The sequence below is a fragment of the Corynebacterium pseudokroppenstedtii genome (genome assembly GCF_019754945.1).
GTDB classification, from domain to species: Bacteria; Actinomycetota; Actinomycetes; order Mycobacteriales; family Mycobacteriaceae; genus Corynebacterium; species Corynebacterium pseudokroppenstedtii.
This window is the reverse complement of the sequence record NZ_JAEUWU010000005.1, coordinates 276,092-299,455: the sequence shown is the minus strand read 5'-3', so window position 1 is coordinate 299,455 and position 23,364 is coordinate 276,092. Positions and strand designations below refer to the sequence as shown.

15 protein-coding genes, 1 tRNA gene, 1 other RNA gene and 3 pseudogenes are annotated in these 23,364 nt (G+C 56.2%); 5 read left to right on the top strand and 15 right to left on the bottom strand.

The window, feature by feature from the left end:
- Positions 1-976 precede the first annotated feature (976 nt).
- The 11 genes from JMN36_RS10165 to prfB all read right to left on the bottom strand — a co-directional run bounded on the left by JMN36_RS10165 (position 977) and on the right by prfB (position 10,072).
- A complete protein-coding gene (locus JMN36_RS10165) occupies positions 977-2,341 on the bottom strand; it encodes a hypothetical protein (protein WP_204087331.1) in 1,365 nt (454 codons plus the stop codon).
- Between the two features lie 76 nt (positions 2,342-2,417).
- The gene (locus JMN36_RS10160) at positions 2,418-2,921 is read right to left on the bottom strand and encodes a hypothetical protein (RefSeq protein ID WP_204087330.1); all 504 of its coding nucleotides are present in this window, start codon (positions 2,919-2,921) and stop codon (positions 2,418-2,420) included.
- A 15-nt stretch (positions 2,922-2,936) separates the two neighbouring features.
- Entirely contained in the window at positions 2,937-3,152 is a 216-nt protein-coding gene (locus JMN36_RS10155; protein ID WP_041628870.1) for a helix-turn-helix transcriptional regulator, read from the bottom strand.
- 504 nt (positions 3,153-3,656) lie between these two features.
- Positions 3,657-4,880 carry a tyrosine-type recombinase/integrase gene (locus JMN36_RS11050; protein ID WP_479684158.1) on the bottom strand — a complete coding sequence of 408 codons (1,224 nt, stop codon included), beginning with the start codon at positions 4,878-4,880 and terminating at the stop codon, positions 3,657-3,659.
- Positions 4,881-5,026: 146 nt separating this feature from the next.
- Positions 5,027-5,404: a transfer-messenger RNA gene (gene ssrA, locus JMN36_RS10145) on the bottom strand.
- A 50-nt stretch (positions 5,405-5,454) separates the two neighbouring features.
- On the bottom strand, positions 5,455-5,940 hold the full coding sequence (locus tag JMN36_RS10140; protein WP_221924367.1) for a hypothetical protein: 486 nt from the start codon (positions 5,938-5,940) through the stop codon (positions 5,455-5,457).
- Positions 5,937-6,578, bottom strand: coding sequence for a hypothetical protein (locus JMN36_RS10135; RefSeq protein ID WP_221924366.1), 642 nt, complete (start codon positions 6,576-6,578; stop codon positions 5,937-5,939). The genes JMN36_RS10140 and JMN36_RS10135 overlap by 4 nt, the downstream gene beginning before the upstream one ends.
- A gap of 87 nt (positions 6,579-6,665) precedes the next feature.
- Positions 6,666-7,217: an SsrA-binding protein SmpB gene (gene smpB, locus JMN36_RS10130; RefSeq protein WP_204087341.1), complete on the bottom strand. Its 552-nt coding sequence runs from the start codon at positions 7,215-7,217 to the stop codon at positions 6,666-6,668.
- Between the two features lie 43 nt (positions 7,218-7,260).
- Positions 7,261-8,163, bottom strand: coding sequence for a permease-like cell division protein FtsX (gene ftsX / locus JMN36_RS10125; RefSeq protein WP_204087342.1), 903 nt, complete (start codon positions 8,161-8,163; stop codon positions 7,261-7,263).
- Positions 8,164-8,174: 11 nt separating this feature from the next.
- The gene (gene ftsE, locus JMN36_RS10120; protein WP_046202620.1) at positions 8,175-8,864 is read right to left on the bottom strand and encodes a cell division ATP-binding protein FtsE; all 690 of its coding nucleotides are present in this window, start codon (positions 8,862-8,864) and stop codon (positions 8,175-8,177) included.
- Between the two features lie 68 nt (positions 8,865-8,932).
- Positions 8,933-10,072 carry a peptide chain release factor 2 gene (gene prfB, locus JMN36_RS10115; protein ID WP_221924365.1) on the bottom strand — a complete coding sequence of 380 codons (1,140 nt, stop codon included), beginning with the start codon at positions 10,070-10,072 and terminating at the stop codon, positions 8,933-8,935.
- Between the two features lie 47 nt (positions 10,073-10,119).
- Between prfB and JMN36_RS10110 the strand changes: the two are divergent.
- Positions 10,120-10,950, top strand: a pseudogene (locus tag JMN36_RS10110) (inositol monophosphatase family protein); the annotation flags it as partial.
- Between the two features lie 108 nt (positions 10,951-11,058).
- Entirely contained in the window at positions 11,059-11,874 is an 816-nt protein-coding gene (gene hisN / locus JMN36_RS10105; protein WP_269091337.1) for a histidinol-phosphatase, read from the top strand.
- A gap of 93 nt (positions 11,875-11,967) precedes the next feature.
- Here the strand turns inward: hisN and JMN36_RS10100 are convergent, their stop codons facing one another.
- Complete coding sequence (locus JMN36_RS10100) at positions 11,968-12,897, bottom strand: chymotrypsin family serine protease (RefSeq protein ID WP_204087344.1); 930 nt, start codon at positions 12,895-12,897, stop codon at positions 11,968-11,970.
- Between the two features lie 347 nt (positions 12,898-13,244).
- Here JMN36_RS10100 and JMN36_RS10095 point away from each other — a divergent pair, with 347 nt between their 5' ends.
- Both JMN36_RS10095 and chcB1 read left to right on the top strand, forming a co-directional pair.
- Positions 13,245-16,472: an acyltransferase family protein gene (locus JMN36_RS10095; RefSeq protein WP_221924364.1), complete on the top strand. Its 3,228-nt coding sequence runs from the start codon at positions 13,245-13,247 to the stop codon at positions 16,470-16,472.
- Positions 16,473-16,562: 90 nt separating this feature from the next.
- The gene (gene chcB1 / locus JMN36_RS10090) at positions 16,563-17,333 is read left to right on the top strand and encodes a trans-4-hydroxycyclohexanecarboxylate dehydrogenase (RefSeq protein ID WP_204087346.1); all 771 of its coding nucleotides are present in this window, start codon (positions 16,563-16,565) and stop codon (positions 17,331-17,333) included.
- A gap of 377 nt (positions 17,334-17,710) precedes the next feature.
- On the opposite strand, the pseudogene JMN36_RS10085 reads toward chcB1, so the two are convergent.
- The 3 genes and pseudogenes from JMN36_RS10085 to JMN36_RS10075 all read right to left on the bottom strand — a co-directional run bounded on the left by JMN36_RS10085 (position 17,711) and on the right by JMN36_RS10075 (position 22,557).
- Positions 17,711-18,946, bottom strand: a pseudogene (locus JMN36_RS10085) (IS3 family transposase).
- Positions 18,947-19,337: 391 nt separating this feature from the next.
- Positions 19,338-19,411, bottom strand: a tRNA-Met gene (locus tag JMN36_RS10080).
- Between the two features lie 86 nt (positions 19,412-19,497).
- Complete coding sequence (locus tag JMN36_RS10075; RefSeq protein WP_204087347.1) at positions 19,498-22,557, bottom strand: UPF0182 family protein; 3,060 nt, start codon at positions 22,555-22,557, stop codon at positions 19,498-19,500.
- 275 nt (positions 22,558-22,832) lie between these two features.
- Between JMN36_RS10075 and JMN36_RS10070 the strand changes: the two are divergent.
- Positions 22,833-23,360 (top strand): annotated as a pseudogene (locus JMN36_RS10070) (PPA1309 family protein).
- The last annotated feature ends 4 nt before the right edge of the window (positions 23,361-23,364 follow it).

Below are 23,364 nucleotides of genomic sequence, written 5' to 3'. Positions count from 1 at the left end.
ATATTTTCCGCCAAGATGCGGTCCTCTACAAGACGGACCACACGATCCTTCGCATCCTGGTCAAATTTTCTTGGCATATTCCAGATTTTCCCATCTACTCAAACGGAACAAAACCTGGGACACTTCAGAGACTAGTGAGCACTGGTCGTCATGGCTTTGCTTTCGTGAGTCTGCAGACCTGTACACACCTCTAGCGCCTGTGTCGCCCGGGGTGTGTGGTGGTTGGGGTAGGGGGTGGCCCCCGTGGGGTGGTGTGTAGGGGGTTGCCTTTTGGATTCGCCCCTTTGCAGTTGGAGTTGGGGTCATTATGACCTCAGTAGGTGGGGCCTGTGTGTGGGCCGGGGCAACCGTGGTCATGGTGCCCACGGTAGGTGGGGTTGTGGTTCCGTGATCCCCTTGGTGGGTCTTTCTCTCTACCCCCGTCCTAACCGTCCTAACCGTCCTAACCTGCAGGTCAGAGCACGTTTTAGGGGTGTCCTATGACCGTCCTAATAGGACGGTTTTGTCCTGTCCCACATCGAGAAATAGTAGGTAATAGTATGCGATAGTAGGGCCGGTGAAGTGGTAAAAACACCGTCTGACCAGGGGCTTAGTCGGATAGTAGCGATAGTAGCTACCCCGTCGAATAGTAGATCCCTACCATGAGTGTTCCTGTGGGACGATAGGACGGAAAAGGCCCGTCCAACGTCCCTACTTCACAGGCTGTGAGACATAGGGCAAAGGCGGGGCAAATAGGCGTTTATTCTCTAGGTACTTTCTCTCAGGGGGCGTACTAACGGTACTATCGTACTAAATGCCTGCTCAGAGGTGGTTTTTGGCCGTACTATCGGGGTACTATCAGGGTACTAAAAGTACTATTTCACTGGATAGTACGAAACCAAAAAGTACTAATAGTACCCTCTTAGTACCCACCAAAACATGCCCTGACCTGCTGTTTAGTACGATAGTACGATAGTACCCAGTCGGATAGAAAGTACTACACAGCATAAAGGGAATTCCCGCTCAAAAGCCACAGGGAACCCCACCGCCCTGAACCATCGCTACCTATTCTGATACGCCCCTCATCCCTCAATGCTTCTACAGCGGAATCGAACGCATCCCGGCACCTAATATTCACCCCATTGCGCATAGTCGTCCACCGCTGCCCATTACTCTTTTCCAGAGCAGTGATAATAGCTTTCTTCCGACGCTCCACCTGTTTCGTAAACCTGTCCTGCTCAGCCTCATCAGACATAGCCTCAACATGAGCACGAATAAACCGCTTCACCCGATTCGAATAAGCCAGAATCACCCCCGCCCGCTCCCAATCATCATGGTCAACACAGGTCGTGGAACGCAGAGCAGCGAAACCAGAGGCAACACGGGCCTGAATCTCCGTATCATGCGCACCACCGGTGCCAGTGAAACGCCCCATTTTCCTTGACATGTCATGCGCACGACGCACCGACTCCCGGATACCATCAGGGAACGTGAAATGAAGCGGACAATCCGAGTGCGTGAACGTAACAGTCTTTAACAGGTGGGGTCCATCACCACGCCTACTCCCCACAGGTGAGAACGGGTCAATCGTTTCCACCCACAAGAAACGCTCCGACAATCCATCATCCACACCACTGACCAACGGCCCTGCAGTGTCGTACTGGCACGAGATAAGCAAAGAGGCCGAATAGCTGCCCCCTTTCACACGCAGACGCTCAGACTTATTCGTCACCCCCATATCCTCACCACTGAACATAGACAGCACACACGGCCTCAACGTGGAACCATCCCTGTTCATAACTTTCGTGAGCTTAGTGACCTCATTTTCCACAAACAGTGTGGGTGCTGGTGGTTCATCCTTATTAGCGTTCAGCTGCGTCAACAGGCCCTCACCAGAACCGCACGACGCCGTTTCCACATAGGTTGCTCTGCCGGCAACCTGGATAGGTGGCTGGTCGGTCGTCACCTTTGAGGCCCGCCCTTTCCCTGTCCCCGGCCGCCCTAGAACAGCGACATACAAGTTCAACGGTGACCGGCCTAACCCAATGTCGAAAGTCGTACCCGCTGGTAGGGCCGTACACACGTTCTGGATCAACAGCACAAGGGCCGTCAGCGGGGCAACTTGGTGGAAGCGGGCAAAACGGTAAACCATCTGCAGGGTGGCATTGTTCACGTCGAACAGGTCACGTTCGAGGCGGTCGTATTCGTCTACCGTCAGCGTCATATCAGGTGTTCCGTCTGGCTGTTCACGGAGGGCATAGAAATCGGGGAACCCCGCGCCGGGCTTGCCGGTCGGTGTCGCACCATCTGCTACGCTTTCATTGCGCACCAGGTGGGGCGTGTTATTCTTTTCTTGAGACATAGAGGGTGTTTCCCCCTTTCTGTACATTGAGGGGCCTAGCCGGGGTCAAGTCAGCTAGCCCCTCATTTTCTTTGCATTAGGCGGCGTGCAGCGTGGGTCGGGTAAACATGCTGTTACGCCGTCGGTCTAGTTCCTTGATCCTCTGTCCGTGTGCGTCATACCACTGGACGTATTCCCCATCGGGCTTGAGTAGGTCAGCCTCACGCAGTTCACCAATAGCGTTGTTTATTTCCCGGTGTAGTGCGTCACTAATCAGGTCGTAGACCGCCGAATCGAACTGGCAACTGTGTGCGTAGCGGACGGTGACTAGTTCCCGTACCCACACAGCCAGTGGGGTTCCCATCTTGCTGTAGAGGCCGGATTCTTTGAGATACCTATCCAGCACCTGGAACCGGATTGGTTCATCATCGGGCTGGTTTTCCTCATGGGATAGGTGAATGAGTGCGCCGATAACAATCGCCGCGCGGTCGTCGGTGAAGAGGTCCTGTGTGGCTTTCTTAGCCTGTTCCGGGATCAACCATGCCGGCGTGTTGACTAGGCACGCGACGGTGAACATTTCGGAGTCGGTGGGGTAGTTCATTGTGTCCCACCTGCCCTAGACGCCGTACTGTGTGATGTTGGGCTGTTTCTTGAGCAGGTTATTTACCTCATCGGGACGGACGCGGATTGTCCGGCGGCCGTAGTGGTAGGGGGTGAGGTCACCTCGTGCGATTGCGCGGCGTAGCGTTTTGACGCTGAGCGCTACGCGTTGTGACGCGTCTTTGAGTGATTCAAACTCTGCTGTCACGGTAGTCGTGTTATTGTCGTGCATATCAAGACCTCCTAATGGGGTTTTGTGTGTGGACCTCCCACTGTTGATGAGTTTGCCAACTGACAACAGTGGGGGGCTTTTTCTATCTCTAGTACCCCCGGTTTGGCATTCAGGCACCTTTTGTGCCTTACCGGTTGAACCTATGTAAATGTATAGCACATTCGAAAATTAGCGGGACCGCACCTGTCTATATATGGGCCACATTTTGTCCACAATCTCGAGTTCAAGAGATTTTCCGGCCACTATATATGGTTATCCACTTTCCTTGTCTCCGTTGAACACGTTTTCGAAAATCACCATTACACCTTTACGCTACCCCCCACAGTTACCCCCAAAACCTGCAGAAATATAAACGGTTATAAAAGACTGCGGGGACGGGGAACCTCAGCCGCCGTAATAAACAGTGACGACTCAGAGTCTCATCGGACAGAATCAATACACAGCGGCACCCCAATATCTAGTGGTAAACACTTATTTTTAATCGCTAGTTACGTGTGAGATATATCACGTTCCCTCACCTCTCAAAGACACTCCAATCCGACCATTAACCAACCCCAACCCCTCTTCCATATGATCCGGCCGCACCTGCATATAAATCTCCATAATCGTCGTCAAATCCTTATCTCCCATAAACCGACCAATCTCAGGCGGCAACAACCCTGCCTCAGCTAACGCCGTCACCGCCCACCGGCGACCATCATGCGGCGACACATAACCATCATTCGTTTTCACACCGACTACCTCACTAGCCCTACGCAGCACATCACGGAAGCGACGATCACTAATCGGCGTGCCCTTAGGAGTCGCATTCACATTCCTATCCCCGCCACGGGGAGCGAACACCCGCATATGCTCAGCCACCAACGAAGAAAACTCAGGCCATACAGGAACATCCCGGCGCGCACTCTCCGTCTTTAACTCACTGGTCCAATACGTCTTATTCTCCATCTCAAACAACCTGAACTGGCCCCGCACCTGCACCACATACCCCGATGACTCATCCCCCACCACATCACGACGACGCACACCAAGAGCTTCACTAATCCGCAACCCCATGAACAGCGTGAGCACACCAAGAAACCTGTAGCGTTCCGGCAACGCATAGAGCACAGCCGCCATCTCAGAATCAGGAATATTCTCCCGCTTTCTCGCTGGCCGCCTTTTAATCAAATTCTTAGGGGCCGGGTTGTCCTCAATAAGACCACGCTCTACAGCGTTATCCAGCGCGCGACGCAACAGTTTCGCGGCCGCCACATTCGTCTTATTGGTGTCATATTGGGAGGAAACAGCGTCTGCCCATTCGTAAATATCGGCCTTGGTCAGCTTTGAAAGAGGCCTATCCTTAAGCCGGCCGGCCTCACCTGTTACCTCAGTAATCCTGGCTATCCGTGTGCACTCTGCCCTGTAGGTGGATTCACGAATATCACCGGCATGCAAGCGTGTCGTGAGCCACTTTTCGCACCATTGCCCCACAGTGGTGCTGGAGCGTTCCCGCTCTAGGGCTGCCTGTTCCCGGCGTAGTTTCGGCAGCATCCAGGTGCCATTGTCAATGAGTTGTCGCTCATGGAATAGCCAGCCCTCAGCGTCAAGCTTGGTGTTGAATGTTCTGCCCGCGCTGTAGCGCACACTGTTGGGACCAACGTAGCGGGCTGAGAAACGTCCGTTTTTTAATCGGCGGACTGAGCCGAAACTGCGTCTTTCGCGCCGGGGTTGTCTCTTCCGTGGCATGGCTAGTTACCTTTGTTGCCATACTGTTGCCAATGGAAGGGGTCTAGCGGGGTCTTGAGTCCACATAGGTGTAGTGAACAACAACCCACATGAACTGTGCAAATACCAAAAAACCCCTGGCCAATAGTGACCAGGGGAAACAGTATTGGTGGAGCCGCCGAGAATCGAACTCGGGTCCTCCGTCATCGCGCCAGGGCTTCTCCGTGCGCAGTTCGCGCGGAGCCTCTGCTCGACCTTCCAGATCAGGCGAACTTGTCTGGATGACAGGCCCAGTTGTCAGTAAGAAGTCCCACAACGCCCCGACAACACAACGGTGTGGCAAGTTCCCTCAACGATGCCAGGATCCAGGCCGGGAACGAACCTGGGCTGACAGACACGCTTCGCTAGATTAGGCAGCGAGAGCGTAGTCGCGCTGAGTATTCTCGGCGCTTATCAATGTGCTACGACGCTTAACGGTGGTCTCTAGCCTGCACCGGCACGCTTCCCCTGGCTTGAAGAACGGAGTCGAAACCAAAATCGGCCCCTCATCACACGTTTGCGGGTACGCATGCGAAACAAACGTGGAGATTAGAAGTTACTCCGGGTTCTCGGATGAGTCAAGGGGCTGGGAACTCGGCTCATCATTTTCGACGGCGATGTCACTCCCCTTGGACTTCTTGACAGGGGACGTGTTGTCAGGCTGAGCCGCTGCGAAGTTGCGTTTCGTGTTCTTCGCGCGCTCCGATTTCCTATGATTCCGCCACGCCGTCACACCCACGACGAGCCCGATAACGATAGGAACCCACATCCTCGGATGGTCAATGAGGAAAACAACCCAATCCGGCAGAGGGATTGACGGTAGGTTCCAATGCGGCCACGGAATGTGAGGCCATGAAATATGGGGCCACGGGATATGTGGCAACGATATCGACGGCCAGGGAATATGCGGCAACGATATGGAAGGCCACGGAATATTGAAGTCAGGCAATAAACCGAGAAGCCAATCCACTATTCGGCCGAGCAGCGGTAGAACGATGAAGACAAAGATCGCCCATCCAGCTTTCGATGTGCCCGCGATCATGGGATAGAGAAATCCCTTCCAGGGCGATTCTTGCATCTCGGTAAAACGGCGTGCTGACCGGAATCTTCAGGCGGTTCGAGGGCTAAAACCGTCTCCTTGTCCTCCTTGTAGAAGGCTGACATGATCTCCCCCAACGGGTTCACATCAACCTGAACACGCGGTTTATCTCGGGGAGAGCGACTATTGGTGTATTCACCGGGCTTGAGGGGCTTCTCGGCGGGCAATACATATTTCGAAAGCTTCTCTAAACGGGCATAGGGTTCGTCTTCAATCTCGAGAAGTAATCCCTTAGATGGCGACGCTTCCCATCGTTCAAGAAAGCTTCCTGCTTTGCGCCCTAGTCTCCCCCGCTTCGTAAGCCATTTAATTCGCCGTGCCATCGAAGTCTTAAACTCGCGGTCGGTTTTCGCGAACGATTGGGCAACTTTTACTTGATCCCGCCGCTTCTCTTCTTCCTTATTCTTTGGGGCGTCCTTCTCTTTCCCATCCTCGTCTTTGTCGTCGGTGATGATCTCCGGCCAACCCGCGTCGATAGTGCGCAAATACTCAGGGGTAGCGATGGTTAACTTGATGGCACCACGGGTCGGATGCTGGGCAGTCCAGACTTCGGGAGCGAACAGATCTGAGTCCCCCATCATTGCTCCTCCCTCAAGTAGGCCAGTACAGCTAAGTATTTTTCATACTCAATCACATCTGGCCAGCAATTACTAGCCCTAAACCGGCCCCTATCCCGTAAGACCCTTCACGCGCCTGCCGAGGGCACGAGTTGCTTCCCGCTCCTCAGTCCGACGCTTAATATCTTGACGGCGGTCATAGTCCTGTTTACCGCGGCCCAGAGCTAATTCCACTTTCAATTTCCCATCGGAAAAATACAGGCTCAACGGAATCAGCGTGTTATTGCCGTCGCGCACCTTGCCCATGATGGAATCAATCTCGTTGCGGTGGAGCAGCAACTTTCGCGTCCGCCGGGGCGAGTGGTTTGTCCAGTGCCCCTTCGAGTACTCCGGAATGTGGAGGTGCCGCAACCACACTTCGCCGTCGTCAATCGTCGCGAAGGAATCAATTAACGACGCTTTCCCCTCGCGGAGGGACTTCACCTCAGTTCCGACGAGCTGAATCCCGGCTTCCCACGTATCAAGGATGGTGTAATCGTGGCGCGCCCGTCGGTTAGTGGCAACAACCAACCGCTTGTTCGCGTTCTTTTTCGACGCCTTCGACTGGGCCTTCTTTTTACCCTTAGCCGCCCCGTGGTCAACTAATGTCGCTTTTTTCGCCACGTCGAACTCCTCACAACTACATTCCCATCATCGATACAATGCGCTAATCCCTTACGTACCAGCGCAATGTTGCTTGCGCGGTAATGGCCGCAAACACTACGCCCACAATAATGATGATGGGCGACACCATTCCAATATCGGCTAAAGTCAGTCGCGCAATCAAACGGGAATCATACAAGCTCTTGAGCGTCTTATCGAGAACAAATTCCTTGCCCAAGATAAGACCACCAATGGCCACCAACGACCCGACGAACGACGCCAACACCGCTTCCAGGACGAACGGGGCTTGGGTGAACCACCTCGTAGCGCCCACCATCCGCATAATCGTCGTTTCTTGACGTCGGGAATAAGCCGCAATCTGAACCATGTTCACGATCAAGAAGACCGCAGCAATCGCCTGCACAAACGCCACCACGAAGGTCGCATTTCTAATGGCATTGAGATTATTCGTGGCACCACGTAGGTCATCGACTTGATCAACAACCTCGGAGACCTGCGGCATATCCTTCACGCCGTCAAGAGGCTTCGTATTCAGCGGATCTTTCAGCCGAACATGCAAGGCAGCCGGCAGAGCATCGGGACTCGTATCAGCGACAAGACGAGGGTCAGAGTCCTGGAACAGCTCCTTGAAATGCTCATAAGACTGCTCGCGGCTACGGAATGTCACCGATTCCACGCCATCGTCGGACTTCAGCTTGTCCTGAACTTCCTTACATTCCGTACTGGAGCAGTTCTTGTCATTGGCCGAAATGTTGTCATCAAGCTGGACCATGACCTCGACACGATCCAGGTAAATGTCCTTGGTCTTTGCCGTCACCGAGGTCACCAAGAACCCGGTGGCCAGCAAAGCCAAGGAGATCGCCGTCGTAATAATCATGGCGATAGTCATCGTCATGTTACGGGTCAGGCCCGAAAATGCCTCACGGAAAACGAATCTAGTCTTCATTGCGCCCTCCCCTACTTTCCGACGCCATACAGGCCGCGGGCATCGTCACGAACGAGCTTCCCGGAATGGAGCTCCAGCACGCGCTGGCGCATGGCGTTCACAGCGCCGGCGTCGTGTGTCGACATGATCACCGTCGTCCCCATCTGGTTAATGCGGTTGAGCAGCGTCAAGATGTCGGCACTGGTGTCTGGGTCAAGGTTGCCGGTGGGCTCGTCGGCAAGAAGAACTAAGGGGCGGTTGACGGAAGCTCGGGCGATAGCGACGCGCTGTTGCTCACCACCGGAGAGCTCATTCGGCATGCGGTTGCGCTTGCTCCCCAACCCCACGAGGTCAAGCACTTCCTTTACTCGCTTATCAATGGCCGAGCGCCGCGTCCCAATCACTTCCAGGGCGAACGCGACATTGTCGTAGACATTCTTCTTCGGCAGCAGCCGAAAGTCCTGGAACACATAGCCCACCTTTTGGCGTAGCTGAGGCACCTTCTTTCTGGGCAATTTATTGACGTGGAAATCCTCAACCCACAAGTCCCCGCTACTGACATTCTGTTCCTTCAACATCAGCTGAAGGAAGGTGGATTTGCCGGATCCCGACGGTCCAATCAGGAAGACAAATTCGCCCTTGTCAATGGTCACAGAGACGGCATCCAGGGCCGGGCGGGTGGACGTCCGGTACATCTTGGTAACCGCGTCATACTTAATCACGCAGCCAGACTAACGCACTACTGGGACAATTGGTAACCCCTGTTGTGAATGTGATTCATGTGGGAAAGCTAGTTATCGCCGTCGCCGCGCTGTTGAGCCATCCGCCACCGGATCCCCGCCTCCAGGAAGCCATCAAGGTCCCCATCCAGCACCTTCGACGGATCATTGACCTCATAATTCGTGCGCAAATCCTTCACCATCTGGTACGGATGCAACACATACGAGCGCATCTGATTCCCCCATGAATTGGAGCCGTCCCCCTTCAGCGCGTTCATCTCCGCCTGCTCTTCTTCACGCTTCCGCTCTAAGAGTTTCGCAGCCAAGACTCGCATCGCCGACGCCTTGTTCTGGATCTGGGATTTTTCGTTTTGGCACGTCACAACAATCCCCGTCGGAATATGTGTCAACCGCACGGCCGAATCGGTCGTGTTCACCGACTGCCCACCCGGACCCGAGGATCGGTACACATCAACCCGGACGTCATTCTCATCAATATCAATATGGTCAGTTTTCTCCACGACGGGCAGCACCTCGACCTCGGCGAATGATGTTTGCCGACGCCCCTGGTTGTCGAACGGGCTGATTCGAACGAGGCGGTGGGTCCCCTGCTCAACGGAGAGCTGACCGTACATGTAATCGCCATGCACGATGAACGTAGCGGACTTGATACCAGCCTCTTCGGCATACGAAATATCAAACACGTCGATCTTGTGCCCATGCTGTTCCGCCCACCGCGTGTACATGCGCATCAACATCTCCGCCCAGTCCGCAGCATCCACACCGCCTGCAGCTGACCGAATATTAACGACGGCCTCACGCTCGTCGTACTCACCCGACAACATCGTCTGAACCTCGAGAGATTCGATCTCGTGGCGCAAGGTTTCGCGCTCGCTATCAGCCATCTCTCGCGCTTCGTCGGCAGCGTCGGTATCCCCCGCCTCGGTGGCATCGTCGGCAAGCTCATACATCACGGGCATATCGTCGACACGCTGGCGCAACGTCGTAACTTTCTTGATCTGCGCTTGCACATGGCTGAGTTTCGACGTCACCTGTTGGGCGTGATCGGGGTCATCCCACAAGGAGGGATCGGACGCCTGTGCTTCAAGTTCGCGTACCTGATCCTTGAGGTCATCGACGTCCACCACTTTTTCAATGGTCGTCAGGGTGGAATTGAGGTCTTCGAGATCTTGAGAAACGTCCGGATTCACGTGGGTAATCCTAACAGTGTGTCCCAGGGGTAGTGCACAATAAGAGTATGGAATCTTCGGAGGAGCAGGTACCGCACACCATGACGGAGATGGTCAGCGCGCTGGCTAAAACCTTCGCCATCGCACGCGAGGGGGTGGATGATCAACGGCTCGCACGCGACATCGTGTACAACGCGGGGCGCTTAGCGTGGCGTTTGCGTGAAGGGAAGCAAGCTCGTGGCGGGTTGGCCACGAAGTACAAAACGTCGGTGTCCGACGTTGTGACCGAGGCCGATCGGACGGCGGAACAGTTTGTCGCTGAGGTGCTGGAACTATTGCGTCCCGACGATGGTGTCGTCGGTGAAGAAGGAGCGTCACGGCCCTCGAAGTCCGGGCGCGTGTGGGTGATTGATCCCGTCGATGGGACCTACAACTTCACTCGCGGGTCTGATTACTGGTGTTCGGCGATTGCGCTAGTGGAAGGTAGCGACGGAAGCCCGGAGGCCGTTGCGAAGAATCCCGACCGGCTGATTTTGGGTGCCGTCCACCGCCCGGCGATGGGATATACGTGGATCGGCGGGCCCTCGATCCCCACCACTCTGGACGACAAACCGCTGCCCCGGCTTGAAGCCACAACTCACTCGGCAGATCACGAGTGCTTGGGCACGTATTTGCACCCCACTTTTATGAAGCAGCCCGAGATCAGGTCAGCGTGGATGGCCGTCGTCGAAGAGTTCGCCAGTGTGCGGATGTTGGGGTCAGGATCGGTCGATCTGGCGTCGGTGGCGCATGGTGAACTGGGCGCGTGGATTCAGCACTCGGTGAAATCGTGGGATTGGCTTCCGGGGAAAGCGCTGGTCGAAGGTGTCGGGGGAACGGCCCGTCGCGTTGATGCCCGGGGAGTGACCTGGTCTATTGCTGGTCCTGAGGGGGTCGTTGACACGATTGAGCAGGTGCTTCGTGCAGGTAGGGCTAGTTCGTCTACTTCTTCGTCTACTTCGACCCCATTGCCGTGGGCAAGCAGCGCGTATGGCGATGATGTTGATCGCGCTCTTCGGCTGGCAGATGCGGCCGACGCGATCACGATGAAGAGATTCCTCTCCTCCGAGCTGCAAGTCAGCGCAAAACCCGATATGACCCCTGTGTCCGACGCTGATTTGGATACCGAGCGCGCCCTCCGTGGGCTATTGAGTACGGAGTGCCCTGATGACGAGGTCCTTGGAGAGGAGTTCGGGGGCGAGCCGGTCTTATCGGGCCGCCAGTGGGTGATTGACCCCATCGACGGGACGAAGAACTATGTTCGCGGGGTCCCCGTGTGGGCGACGCTCATCTCGTTGATGGTGGACGGCTACCCGCAGGTTGGTGTCGTGTCGGCCCCGGCGCTTGGCCGCAGATGGATTGGCATCACAGGTGAAGCTGCCTGGGCTCTTGGTAACGGCACCGCGTCGAGTAGCGCACTGCGGAAACTATCGGTGTCCACGGTCAGCGATGTGGGCGATAGCTCGATCTCCATGTCATCGCTTGGAGGGTGGAAAGACCGCGGCTTGCGCGATGCATTCATATCTCTTACCGACGACGCCTGGCGCTTGCGAGGATTCGGCGATTTTTACTCCTACTGCCTGGTGGCGGAGGGTGCCGTCGACATCGCCGCGGAGCCGGAAGTATCACTGTGGGATTTAGCTGCGCTGGTGCCCGTCGTTGAGGGAGCTGGCGGAACATTTACATCCCTTGCCGGTGAGCGCGGTCCGCATGGTGGCGATGCCCTGGCCACGAACGGGCTTCTCCACGAGACTGTCCGTCGTCGGTTAACGGATCAGGGTTAACCCGGCGCGGCTGATCGCGGTTCGTGGTAAGCAAAAGCGCAGTAGGCCACGGCGTGAACGCCTGCCATACCGCGCTAGAGCAAGCGGACGCCACTACCCCAGGCGGAATCCGTTTCCAGGGCCGGCCGTCGCGTTGAGCGAATTCAAGATGGCCTGCATGTCGATGACATCGGTCGGTGTGAAGAGGGAGCCCTGCGCTGGGAAGCGGCAAGAAATCGGTCCCGGGCTTCCTTCGACAAGTCCAACAATCCGGTTCCCTAGCAGAACCGGTGCACCAGAGTCGCCGTGCGTTGCGCACACTTGCGTGAGATAGTGCGAATCTGCGGGGGCCTCCCACGCCTGTCCGCAGGTCCAGCCCGTGGAAATACCGTTCTTGCACAATTGGACTCCCGGCGCGACACCGCCACCACCAATGCCGTCGGCAGTGACTTGTCCATAGGACGACGTTACTCGGGCATTGTCTTTCAGCTCGATGACGGAATACTTGGGATTCTCGCTGGTGCGGACGACGGTGCCTGATACTCCGACGTCCTGCGAGTCCATCGAGGTCACCGGGCTTCCGACCGGTCCGCAGTGCCCAGCCGTAATAGCCATAGCTCGCCCGTTAGAGTCGTGGCCGGCTGCAGTGACTGTACAAATTGTGTTGCCCACAAACACCGGGGTTCCCGGACCGTAGAGGGAAATTCCCTGCTTAGCGAGCTCTACTGCCTCAGCAGGTGCCGGCGGAGAGGGGAAGTAAACGCCTTGGATTCGGTGCTGGCCAGCCATTCCAGTTTGGGCGACGATGTCATCGAAAAGGCCGTACTCCGTGGAAGACTCCGTCGAAGGTGCAGCATCGGATGTCGTAGCTGCAGCGTCGGGGTCAGCGTCGTTAATTATCGGTGACTCGGAAGCTGCTGGACTATCTGCCGGGATATCCGTCGACGCGTCCGATGCGTGAGCTACCCCACCAACACCGACACACAACGCCGCCGAGGCGAGCACTGCTAAACCAGCACGACTTACTGAGTTAACCAAAGACATAACGACATCCTTGCTGTACATGTCCGTTTTTATCGGACCGAAAAACCACTGGAATAAGTCCAGAAAACATGGCTACACAGGGAATACCCTATGCTGCGACAAGCTCAGTATATCTCTCTGTTCACAGCATTCCCCTATCTTCTATGCAACAAATTAATAACATTGTGACAACGCGACATTGAAGATGCACGAGGCTGCTTCTGAAGGGGCTACGATCAAATCCGTCTCCCGCTCCGACGGGGTCATATGCGGCAACATTGGCCCTATCGGCGCGTATGTGGTCAGCGGCCAAAGTGCGTTAGACTTTGCACTCTGCCATCTCACTCACGAGCTAAACGAAACCTAGAATGCGTCTTCCAAAACTCTCACCTGCAGGTTTGGGCAAAGCCACCCGCCGAGCGGCACAAGCGGTGCAATCCGCTGCTCAACAGGGAGGATCCTTGTTGAGGTCTGCTTCCACCATCGGTAATTCACCGAGACCTAGCCAGTCCGCAACGGCTCAGCAGTCCGATCCTGAGCCAGGTCAGTCCGGTTCTTCCACTTCATCCGCGAGCGCGTCTTCCGGTGCCCCTACGACGGGATCGTCCGAGGCTGGGTCGTCTACGACACGTTCGTCCGGTTCAGCAAAAAGTGGTTCATCGGCCACATCAGAACAATCGACGACGCCTGACGACGGGGCTGCTGACGAAACCAGACGCGCAAGTAACAACGGCGAGCGGCGCGACCGTGGTGAAGTTCGACGCCGTGAGAGCCGGAACGACGATCACGCCGGTGCAGAGATGCATTTTTCCGTTTCCCGCACGTCAACGCCCGTGAGTGCGCGACGTCGCACCTCGGCGTCGCAGAGTTCAACCCGTGAGAGTGACACACCATCTTTTCGGCACGTCGGCCGTGCTCCGGCCGGTGCTCGTCGTTTAGCTGACGCGCGGACTACTCCTTCGGGAATGTCCGGGATCACGGGCGCAGGTTCCGTCGGGAAGAAAAATGCTGGGCGCAGCCGTGCTGCAGGATCGGCCCTGTCACGATCACACAGATCGTCTGAGGTTAGTGGTGCTCCGCGGCCTTCATTGCGACGTCCGAAACCGCAGGTCTCGGGGTCCAGACCAGACGCATCAGTCTCCGCTGAGCAACGGAGTACCCGGCCGAAGGGTTCGTCGGATAAAAGATCGGCACAGCCGAACCGTGCTAAGAAAGCCGGCAGCGCTCCGGTAAAGAGGCAAACGGACGCCGCACAAGACAAAGCGGACGCCACACAGGCGCATCCTGCAGATGACGACGCGAGGGCTTCGCAAGAAACTGCTGCGGCTCCACAAGAAACTGCGAAGGCTTCAGAATCAGAGAAGGTGTCTGAGGGAACTACTCCCGAGGAAGGCCGAAAGACGCCTGCTCCCCCGAGACCGTTCAGAGCGGAATACATACCCGTCGAGCTCCCACGGTCCACCGGGATATCGCGCTTTACACAGGGCACCGCACTTCCACAGCGAATCGAACCGCGGTCGGATCGCAAATCAGGCAAGGGACGCCGAAACAAATCATCGCGCGCAGAGTCATCGCGGGCGGGCGTGTCCTCCTCCCCATCGAGAGATGGATCGCAAGGCGTTAGATCTTCCACGGGAACACCGTCGGCACGAACTCAAACCCAGGTCGCACCACAGACCAGCCCGACCAAAGGCAAAGCCTCCACCGCAGGAAAGACGTCGGCGAAGGGCACTCCGACAGGGATTAAACATGTCCCCGGGATTGATGGACTCCGTGGGCTCGCCGTCATTTCAGTGGTGATCTACCACCTCTTCGGCAACGTACTACCCGGCGGTTATCTGGGTGTCGACGTGTTCTTCGTGCTCAGTGGGTTCCTCATCACTTCCCTGCTGCTTCGGGAATTCGTTTATTCCCGCACGATTAGCCTGAAGAACTTCTGGATACGCCGTGTGAGGCGTATTGCCCCCGCAGCCATCAGCACGCTTGTCATTTGTGCAGCTATTGCGGGAGTAATCGGCGGCGACGTCAATGTGAACCTGGGCAGACAATTCTGGTCGTCGGCACTCTTTGTGAATAACTGGGTTCAGATCGCCCACTCGCAGAGCTATTTCGCACAGTCTGAGCTGCCGATCTTCGCTCACTACTGGTCCCTCTCGGTTGAGGAACAGTTCTACATCATTTGGCCGCTTATCGTTTCGCTGCTGCTAGTGATTCTCCGCAAAACACCGCGGCTGGTCGGGAAGCTGGCCCTCGCTGGCGCCGTCATCTCTGCAGGAGCGATGGCCATCATCGTCAACCCCGGGCACGACGCAACCCGCGTCTACTACGGCACCGACACCCATGCATTCGGGCTGCTCATCGGCGCGGCTTTGGCGTCGATCACTATCTCGTCGTCAACGGAAAAACGTGGCGACACCTGGGGATACCGCGAGGGACTCCTACAGCACGGGCGGATCTTGAGCCTCTTGGCTATCCCCGCGCTCGCGGTGCAGATCTTCTACTTCTTCTGGCTGGGCGACCAAGACACCTTCACGTATCGCGGTGGCCTCATCAGCAGTTCGTTGATCGTCGCCATCATCATTGCGTCCGTCGTGCGGAACACTGGCCCGGTCGCGGCGATTTTCCGGAACACGGTTTTGCGGCACCTCGGGTTCATTTCGTTCTCACTGTATTTGTGGCACGTGCCCGCCAATCTGTTCGTCGTGACGCTGTTCCAGGATTACGAGTGGGGGCGGAAGAAATGGATCACGGGGCTCATCGCGATCGTCATTTCGTTAGTCGCGGCTGAGCTGAGCTTCCGCTTCATCGAGACACCGATCCGCCGGTACGGGTTCATCGAAAGTACACGCAAGCTGAGCTACGCGATTTTCGGCGAGCGTTCCACCAGCCGGGAACGGTTCGGCGGCGCGATGGTGCCCGCAGCCATGATCCTGTGCTGCGTCTTCGCCGGCCTGGCTATTCACAACACCAGCCACGGAACCGCGCTGGAATCCGAGTTGGAGCGCTTACAAGCGGAAAACCGCTCCGAGCGAGGCGCTGTCAAACCGGCTCCCAAAGTCGTGACACACGACATGCCTAAAGATGGGTCGAATATCAACGCGATTGGCGATTCCGTCATGCTCGCCTCCCAGGCCGAGCTGCAAAAGCGCTTCCCCGGCATCGACATCAACGCCGAGGTTTCCCGCCACTACCAGGCCGCTCCCGCGATCATCGCCGACCTCAAAGCCCAGGACGCGCTGCGGCAATTCGTCTTCCTGGGGTTCGGCACGAATGGGCAAGCATTCCCCGGCCAGCTGGACGAGATCATCAAGTCGATCGGCCCGAAACACACCATCGTTATCGCGATGCCCTATGGCGACCGTTGGTACATGCAAGACGCTCAACAACAAGTTGTCGACGCTGCCAAGAAGTACCCGAACGTCTACGCAGCTGACTGGTGTGCCTACGCCGACGACCACGTGAGTGAACTCGCGAGCGACGAGATTCACCCGCGCGGGAACGCCACCGTGGGTTATACCAACGCCTTCGTTGCAGCGCTCAAACAATGGGCAAGCGGAAAGAAAGATGTACCACCGGTCTGCCCGCCAGCAGCGTAAAGAAATCGCCCCCCAAAGTCCACTACTTTCGGGGGCGGTAAACAGAAAGTTGCTATGTCCATCATGTGGGATTGAGCCTACGGTAAGGGTATGGATACCCAACAAGGACGCGTTCACGACAAAGTCACACTGATCACCGGAGCTGCCTCTGGCATGGGTGAATCCCACGCTCGGGTACTAGCTTCGCAGGGAGCCAAGGTAGCCCTGGCAGATATCGCCGATGACAAGGGCACCGAGCTGGCCAAGGACCTCAACGAGAAGTACGGCGACGGCACAGCCGTTTTTGTCCACCTCGATGTCACCGATTTCGATAATTGGACCGAGGCGGTGGAGAAAACCGTAGAGGCCTTCGGACACCTCGATGTTTTGGTCAATAACGCCGGAGTTTTCACCGCAGGTGATGTCGAAGAAGCTTCGCTGAAGGACTGGGACCTGACCCTGGCCATTGACCTCACCGGAACGTTCTACGGCATGAAGGCTGCGGTTCCGGAGCTCAAGAAGAGGGAGACATCATCGATCATCAACATTTCTTCCATCGCGGGGCTCGTCGGCTTTAAGCACCGTGCGGCGTACGCCGCCGCCAAGTGGGGCGTTCAAGGGCTGACCAAGACATCGGCCCTGGATCTGGGCAAATACGGCATCCGAGTCAATTCCGTCCACCCCGGCAGCGTGAACACCCCATTGACTGCGAACCTCAAGCGCGGCTTCGGCCAGATTCCGCTCGACCGAGCCGCCGAGCCGACCGAAATCTCCCAGCTCATCGTGTACTTAGCTTCCGACGAATCCACGTTTGCGTCCGGCGGATCCTTCGTCTTAGACGGTGGAGAAACCGCTGGAAATAACTTGCGCGACGATCAATAGATCGCGGGTAAATAGCGCAGGATTCTTCATTTAGGGCGACCACGATCTACGCGGAGTGCGGATTAAAAAAGCACTGTGCTCCGCAGGTCATGAGTCGCCCTTTGCCATGTGTAAAGGGCTAGTCAATAACGTTTCCATGCTGCACGATTGGCCGTCCACAATAACCTGCAAGAATCCCCATTCGGACTTTCCTTCCTAAACCAATCTTTTAACGAACTCGGTTTTCATCCCCGTATGCGGTGGGCGTCGTTTGACCAGGCGAGACTTCCTTAGCATGCTCTAACCCACATCATTTTTCATTTCCACTGTCTCCCCTGCGAAAGACCTGCCGTGTCCCGATCTCTGAACTGGCCCCTGAAAGTTGGACTGGTTTAATTCTAATTGGTTATGGCTGCAAGGGCCTGTCTCCTGTAGTGCATGGGGGCAAGCCCCTTGATTCTCTCTTGGACTCGGTCGGTGTTGTACCAGGCGATGTACCTGTCAACAGCCTGGGAAAACTCGTCGACGCTGACGAAATGCTCGCCGTGATACATCTCTGCTTTCAAATGCCCGAAGAAATTCTCCATCACAGCATTGTCATAACAGTTACCCTTCCGCGACATGGACTGGACAGCACCGGCCTGCTCGATAAGCCTGCGCCAGCTGAAGTGGTGATAGTGGACCCCGCGGTCGGTGTGCACCAGCAACCCTCGCCCCGGCTGATGTCTGTCCAGGGCGGTCCGCAGCGACGTTGAGGTCAACACCGTTGACGGCGATGTGGATAGTTCATAGGCCAGGATCAAGCGGTCATACAGATCCATCACCGGTGATAAATAGACCTTGCGACCGGCTACACGAAATTCGGTGACATCACTGACCCACACAGCGTTGGGATGATCTGGCGTGAACCGGCGACCCAGAATGTTGTCAGCACTATGGGTGACGGCCCTTTTGTAGGACGTGTACTTCTTGCGCCGTCTGACCTTGGATTTTAGCCCCATCTGGTCCATCAGTTTAAACACCAGCTTATGGTTGACACTCCAGCCCTGGGTTCGTAACACCGCGAGCACACGGCGGTAGCCGTAGCGCTGCTGGTTGGCGGTGAATATGGCCTGTATCGCCGCTTTAAGCTCGGCGTGTTTATCGGGGCGGTTCAGACGTTGCAGGTGGTAGAAGTAGGTGGACCGGGCAAGACCAGCGGCCCGCAGGAGGTCATTAAGTTTGTGGTCTGACTTGCCAATGGCGATGATCTGGGTTTTTATCCTCGCTGTTGGTTTCTCAAGTCCCTCAGTTTTTTAGGTAGGCGTTTTCGGCTTCCAGCTGTTCGACCCTGCGACGCAGCTGGGCTTCGGTGGTGGCTGGCCCCGCCGGGCCGTGTGGTCGGCCTCTCCGTTTGGGGCGTAGTGCCTCATCGCCGCCGGTGCGCCATGCTCTCACCCAGGTTTTGACCGTCTGGTCGGAGGATAGGCCGAATTCGGCGGCCAGTTCCATCTTGGACTGGCCTGCGTTGAACCGTTTGACGACTTCCTTTTTAACTTCGAAGGAATAGCGCTGCTTGATGGGCTCCATGAGGCATAGTCTGCCATGAAGGATGAACCGCCGCTGAAGTGTTTTTGCTGCGTTCCGGCCAACACCTAGCCGTCGTGCCGCTGCTGTGTAGCCCAGGCCGTGTTCAAATAATTCAACAAGCTGCTCACGCTGGACTTCACTCAAAGAACTGTGTGCTCTCATCAGTCTGCTCCCTGCTAGTCGGGGTCTGATTTCTCAGTCCAACTAACGGGGAGCAGTTCAAAGTGCGGGGGAATATGTGACCAAAAATAAAAGTGCGGGGCTATATGGTCAATTTTCGGCCATTTTTCGCCCATATTCACCCGCAGTTTTCACAATCGACCCTGATATACCCACGCAGTTTTCCGGCGCGCGGACACACTTTTGTCGTAAAACCCTGATTAGCAGCAGTGCTTAGCGACGGCGACATGCCGAAATCCCCTACCGGCACCACCTGCTGATAGGGGGCTTGTTTTGTAGCGGGGGACGGATTCGAACCATCGACCTCTGGGTTATGAGCCCAGCGAGCTACCGAGCTGCTCCACCCCGCGACAGTCGCATGGAGACGGTGTCCCCGTCAGCGACAAGAGATAACATAACGCATCGAGGAACAAATGTGAAATCGCCTGCGCACTGGCTATGAACCACTACCCGACAGCTTCGGCCCCTCGGTATCTGTCAGCTGTGTCGACCCACTAGAGCCAGTGTCACTCTGGTATTTCTCCAAGGCCTTTTGCAGCTCGTCCAAGGCTTTACCGTAGTCCTCAAACGATCCACTGTTCTTCGCGTCGCGGACCCTCTGAACAGCGTCATCAAGTTCTTTCACATCATCGCTGGATGGGCTGACGGCGGTGGAACTTGAGTCGTTCTTATCAGAGTCGTCCTTGTTATCACCAGAGTTGTCGTCGGAGTTGGATCCGGAATCGGAATCCGAATCATTCTGGTCGGACTTATCCTTATCGGATCCGTCCACTTCCTTCGTCGTCGTTGTTTCCTTCGGGTCGATGCCGACCTGGCTCAACGCCTCACCGATCGTCGGTGCGTACCCAACTTGCCCGTTGTAGAACACGAGCACACGCAGCAACTTCGGGAACGCGGATTCCTGCTCCTTGCGCTTCGAATACACCGGCTCAACGTAAAGGATTCCGCCGTCGCCCACAGGCAAGGTCAGCAAGTTGCCGTTGATCAACGTACTGGAGCCCTCTAACAAGGTACGCTCACGAGAAATCTGATCCGAGGACATCATCGTGTCCTGAGCCTGCTTCGGCCCCTGCGTCTGAGTATCCGTCGGCAAGACACGAACCGTGATTTTCCCGTATGTCTTCGGGTCCGACGATACCGCCATGTGAGCAGAGAGGAACTCGCGCTTCAAACCGCGCAATGGCGTAATCAGCTGGAAACTGGGATCCCCGGTCTTCGGATCCGACGCGACGACGTAGTAGGGCGGCTGGTTCTTATCCCTCAGCCCCTGCTCAGAAGCAGTCGGGTCCAGGGGAACCGACCAGAACGAGTCGTTCGTGAAGAACACGCCCGGGTCCGACACGTGATACCGCGTTAATAATTCACGCTGAATCTTAAACAGATCCTCCGGGTAGCGGAGGTGCTTCATCAACTCGTCAGAAATATCGGACTTCGGCTTCACCGTCTCCGGGAAACTGCGCCGCCACGACTTCAAAATCGGATCAGATTCATCAAAGGCATAGAGGTCAACTGTCCCGTCATAAGCATCCACCGTCGCCTTCACAGAGTTACGGATGTAACTCACACTATTGCCGACGGTGTTCTGCTCCGTCCCATCAGGGTTGAGAGAATCCTCCGTCGCGCCCGAAATCTGAGTGTGTTCCGAGTACGGCAAGTTGTTCACGGACGTGTAGCCGTCGACAATCCACTTGATACGGCCATCAATAACCGCCGGGTACGTCTGTGAATCCGTCGTCAACCACGGGGCAACCTTATGCACGCGGTCGCGAGGGTCACGGTCGTACACGATCTTGGAATTTTTGCCCACCGCGTCCGAGAGCAACAGGTTCATCGACTGATACTTCAGGGAATACATGGCGCGGGAAACGATATTTCCGATGCCGACGCCACCTTTACCTTCATAGGTGTAATTCGACCCGTCAGTGTCGTACTCACGCGGTTTTCCAGACCCGTCGTCGCCGACAATGGCGTAATCCTGATCAGTATCAGCCACACGGGGGCCATAATAAATACGCGGCTGATCAACCTTGATCTTCAACGTATCCGGGTCATCCGACTTAGTACGGTCCTTCGACTGCAAGTCAGCCACGGTATAAATTGGGTACCCGCCGCGGGACGATCCGACATCGCGGGCAACCTCATCGACTTTGTTCGCCGGCGCAGCGATAAAACCGTTACCGTGCGTGTACACCGTGTGCTTGTTTATCCAGTCTTGCTGGTTACCGGAAAGCGATTTGGGATCAAGCTCACGGGCAGCGACCACATAATCTTGCATCTCACCGTTGTGTTCATAACGATCAATGCTCAGATCACTGGGGAACCCGTAGAAATTCTTCAGCTGCTGCTGCTGAGTAAACGTCGCCGAAATTGCTTCGGGGTCCAGCAGCCGAATGTTCGAAATGGTTGCGGAATCATTCGCTACCGACTCGTTTTGATCCGACTTCGATTTCTCATCAGCACCCCAATTGCGGTCGTAGGTGACGTGCTCGTCAGTCAGGCCATAGTTGTACCGCGTCGACTTAATATTCCGCTCAATGTAGTCGCGTTCTTTAGCAGCACGGTTCGGGGACACATTGAACTGCTCCACCACCAAGGGCCATGCGACTCCAATAATTCCTGCCGACGCCACCATCAGCACCGCTGCCATCGCGGGAATCCTGAGATCCCGGAGGAAAATTGCCGCGAAGAACGCTGCGGCCACTACAACAGAAACGACGAGCAAGACAATCTTTGCGGGCAACACAGCATTGATGTCGGTGAAGGAGCCGCCCGTGAATGTCGAATGGTCCTTAGACAGCAAGCGATAGCGATCGAACCAATAGTCGACGGCCTTCACGACCATGAAAATTCCGGCGATCGACGCCATCTGCACGCGAGCTTGGCTCATCACCGTCGCCCGCTTACCGGCGCGGGGATCCCCCGTCCGGATAGCCCCCAACAGCCAGTTCATGACGAGGTTAACGACGAACGCCACAACCGTCAGCGTCAACAGGACCGAGAGCAGCCATGACCAGAACGGCACGCTAAATGCATAGAACCCGTAGTCGTGGTGGAACTGCGGATCCGATTCGCCGAAGCTCTCACGATGCATAAACATCAAGATCATGCGCCACTCGGACTGTGCAGCTAATCCGGCGAATAGCCCGACAACCAGCGGCAAACCCACCAGAACAGCCCGTGAGGATCGAACAATAACCTGCCGATAGGCCTCGAGCGGACTGTGGGGGTCTGCGTCTTCGGGAACAAGAGGGCGATACTTAATGGCTACCCACGCGGCTGCCCATATCGACGCGGCGGCAAGCAGCCCAACCACGACGAACAGCACGATCCGAGTGACGAGTTCAGTGACATACACTCGGCCGAAGTTCATGGAATTAAACCATGCAACATCAGTAAAAACAGCTACTGCGACAGGCAACAGCATGACGATAATGGCCAGTATCACCGCAACAACGGCCCACCGGCGGGGAGCCTTTCGCTTAACCGACTTGGGCACCTTTTCGCTTCTCCTAATCAGAGGGTCATTGCTGTTCACTGTACTTGAACCTGGGCCGGCGTCGATAACCTAGGAGTTCCGCGTGCAACCGAGCCCCGCGAGCGTGTTTCTTGCGAGCCCACCAGCGCGGCATGAATACTTTCTGTATGTCCGAATTTAGTCCTTTTTCCTCGTCATCAACGCCTGCTACATCACCCAATAGGACGCGATCTTCAACTCATACTTCGCATTTCACCCGGCACCAACCCACCACACAGCAGCTCCTAGAACGAGCAATGCGTGAAGCTGTTGACTTTATTCACGCCGAAGGGTGGGATCAGCCCCCAACATTGTTTGGCTTAGTTCCGGGGACAATTATTGCCCGAGAAACGGGAAACCTCATTAATGAGGAGGAGGAACAAAATTAAACGCTCGTTGTCCAAGACCTACCGGAGATCGGCTCCGGAGACGAGCTTCACGATTACGTCGCCCGGACCGCCTGGCCGCCAACCGTGGCTGGCGCGATCCTGGCCCACGAAATTATGTTCACGATTGCCGCGGAGCCAGGTTCACGTCCTCGCAAAGCTCGGCTATTTAGCGGGATGATTAACGGCGGGCCCGACCTTACCTTGCTTCAGCTACGGCCTACCGAAGAAGAATTGGATGCAGCCGGCGCGTTCAGTCAAGACAACATCGAACTCCTTGGAGGTCCCGATATCGCTCCCGAGATTGTTGAGCTCCTGCGTTCGACGTTTGAGCCTGTCGAAGACAGTGACGAGACGCCTGTCGATAACGCCTCCTTCACGACTGACTCGGACTACTAGAGCC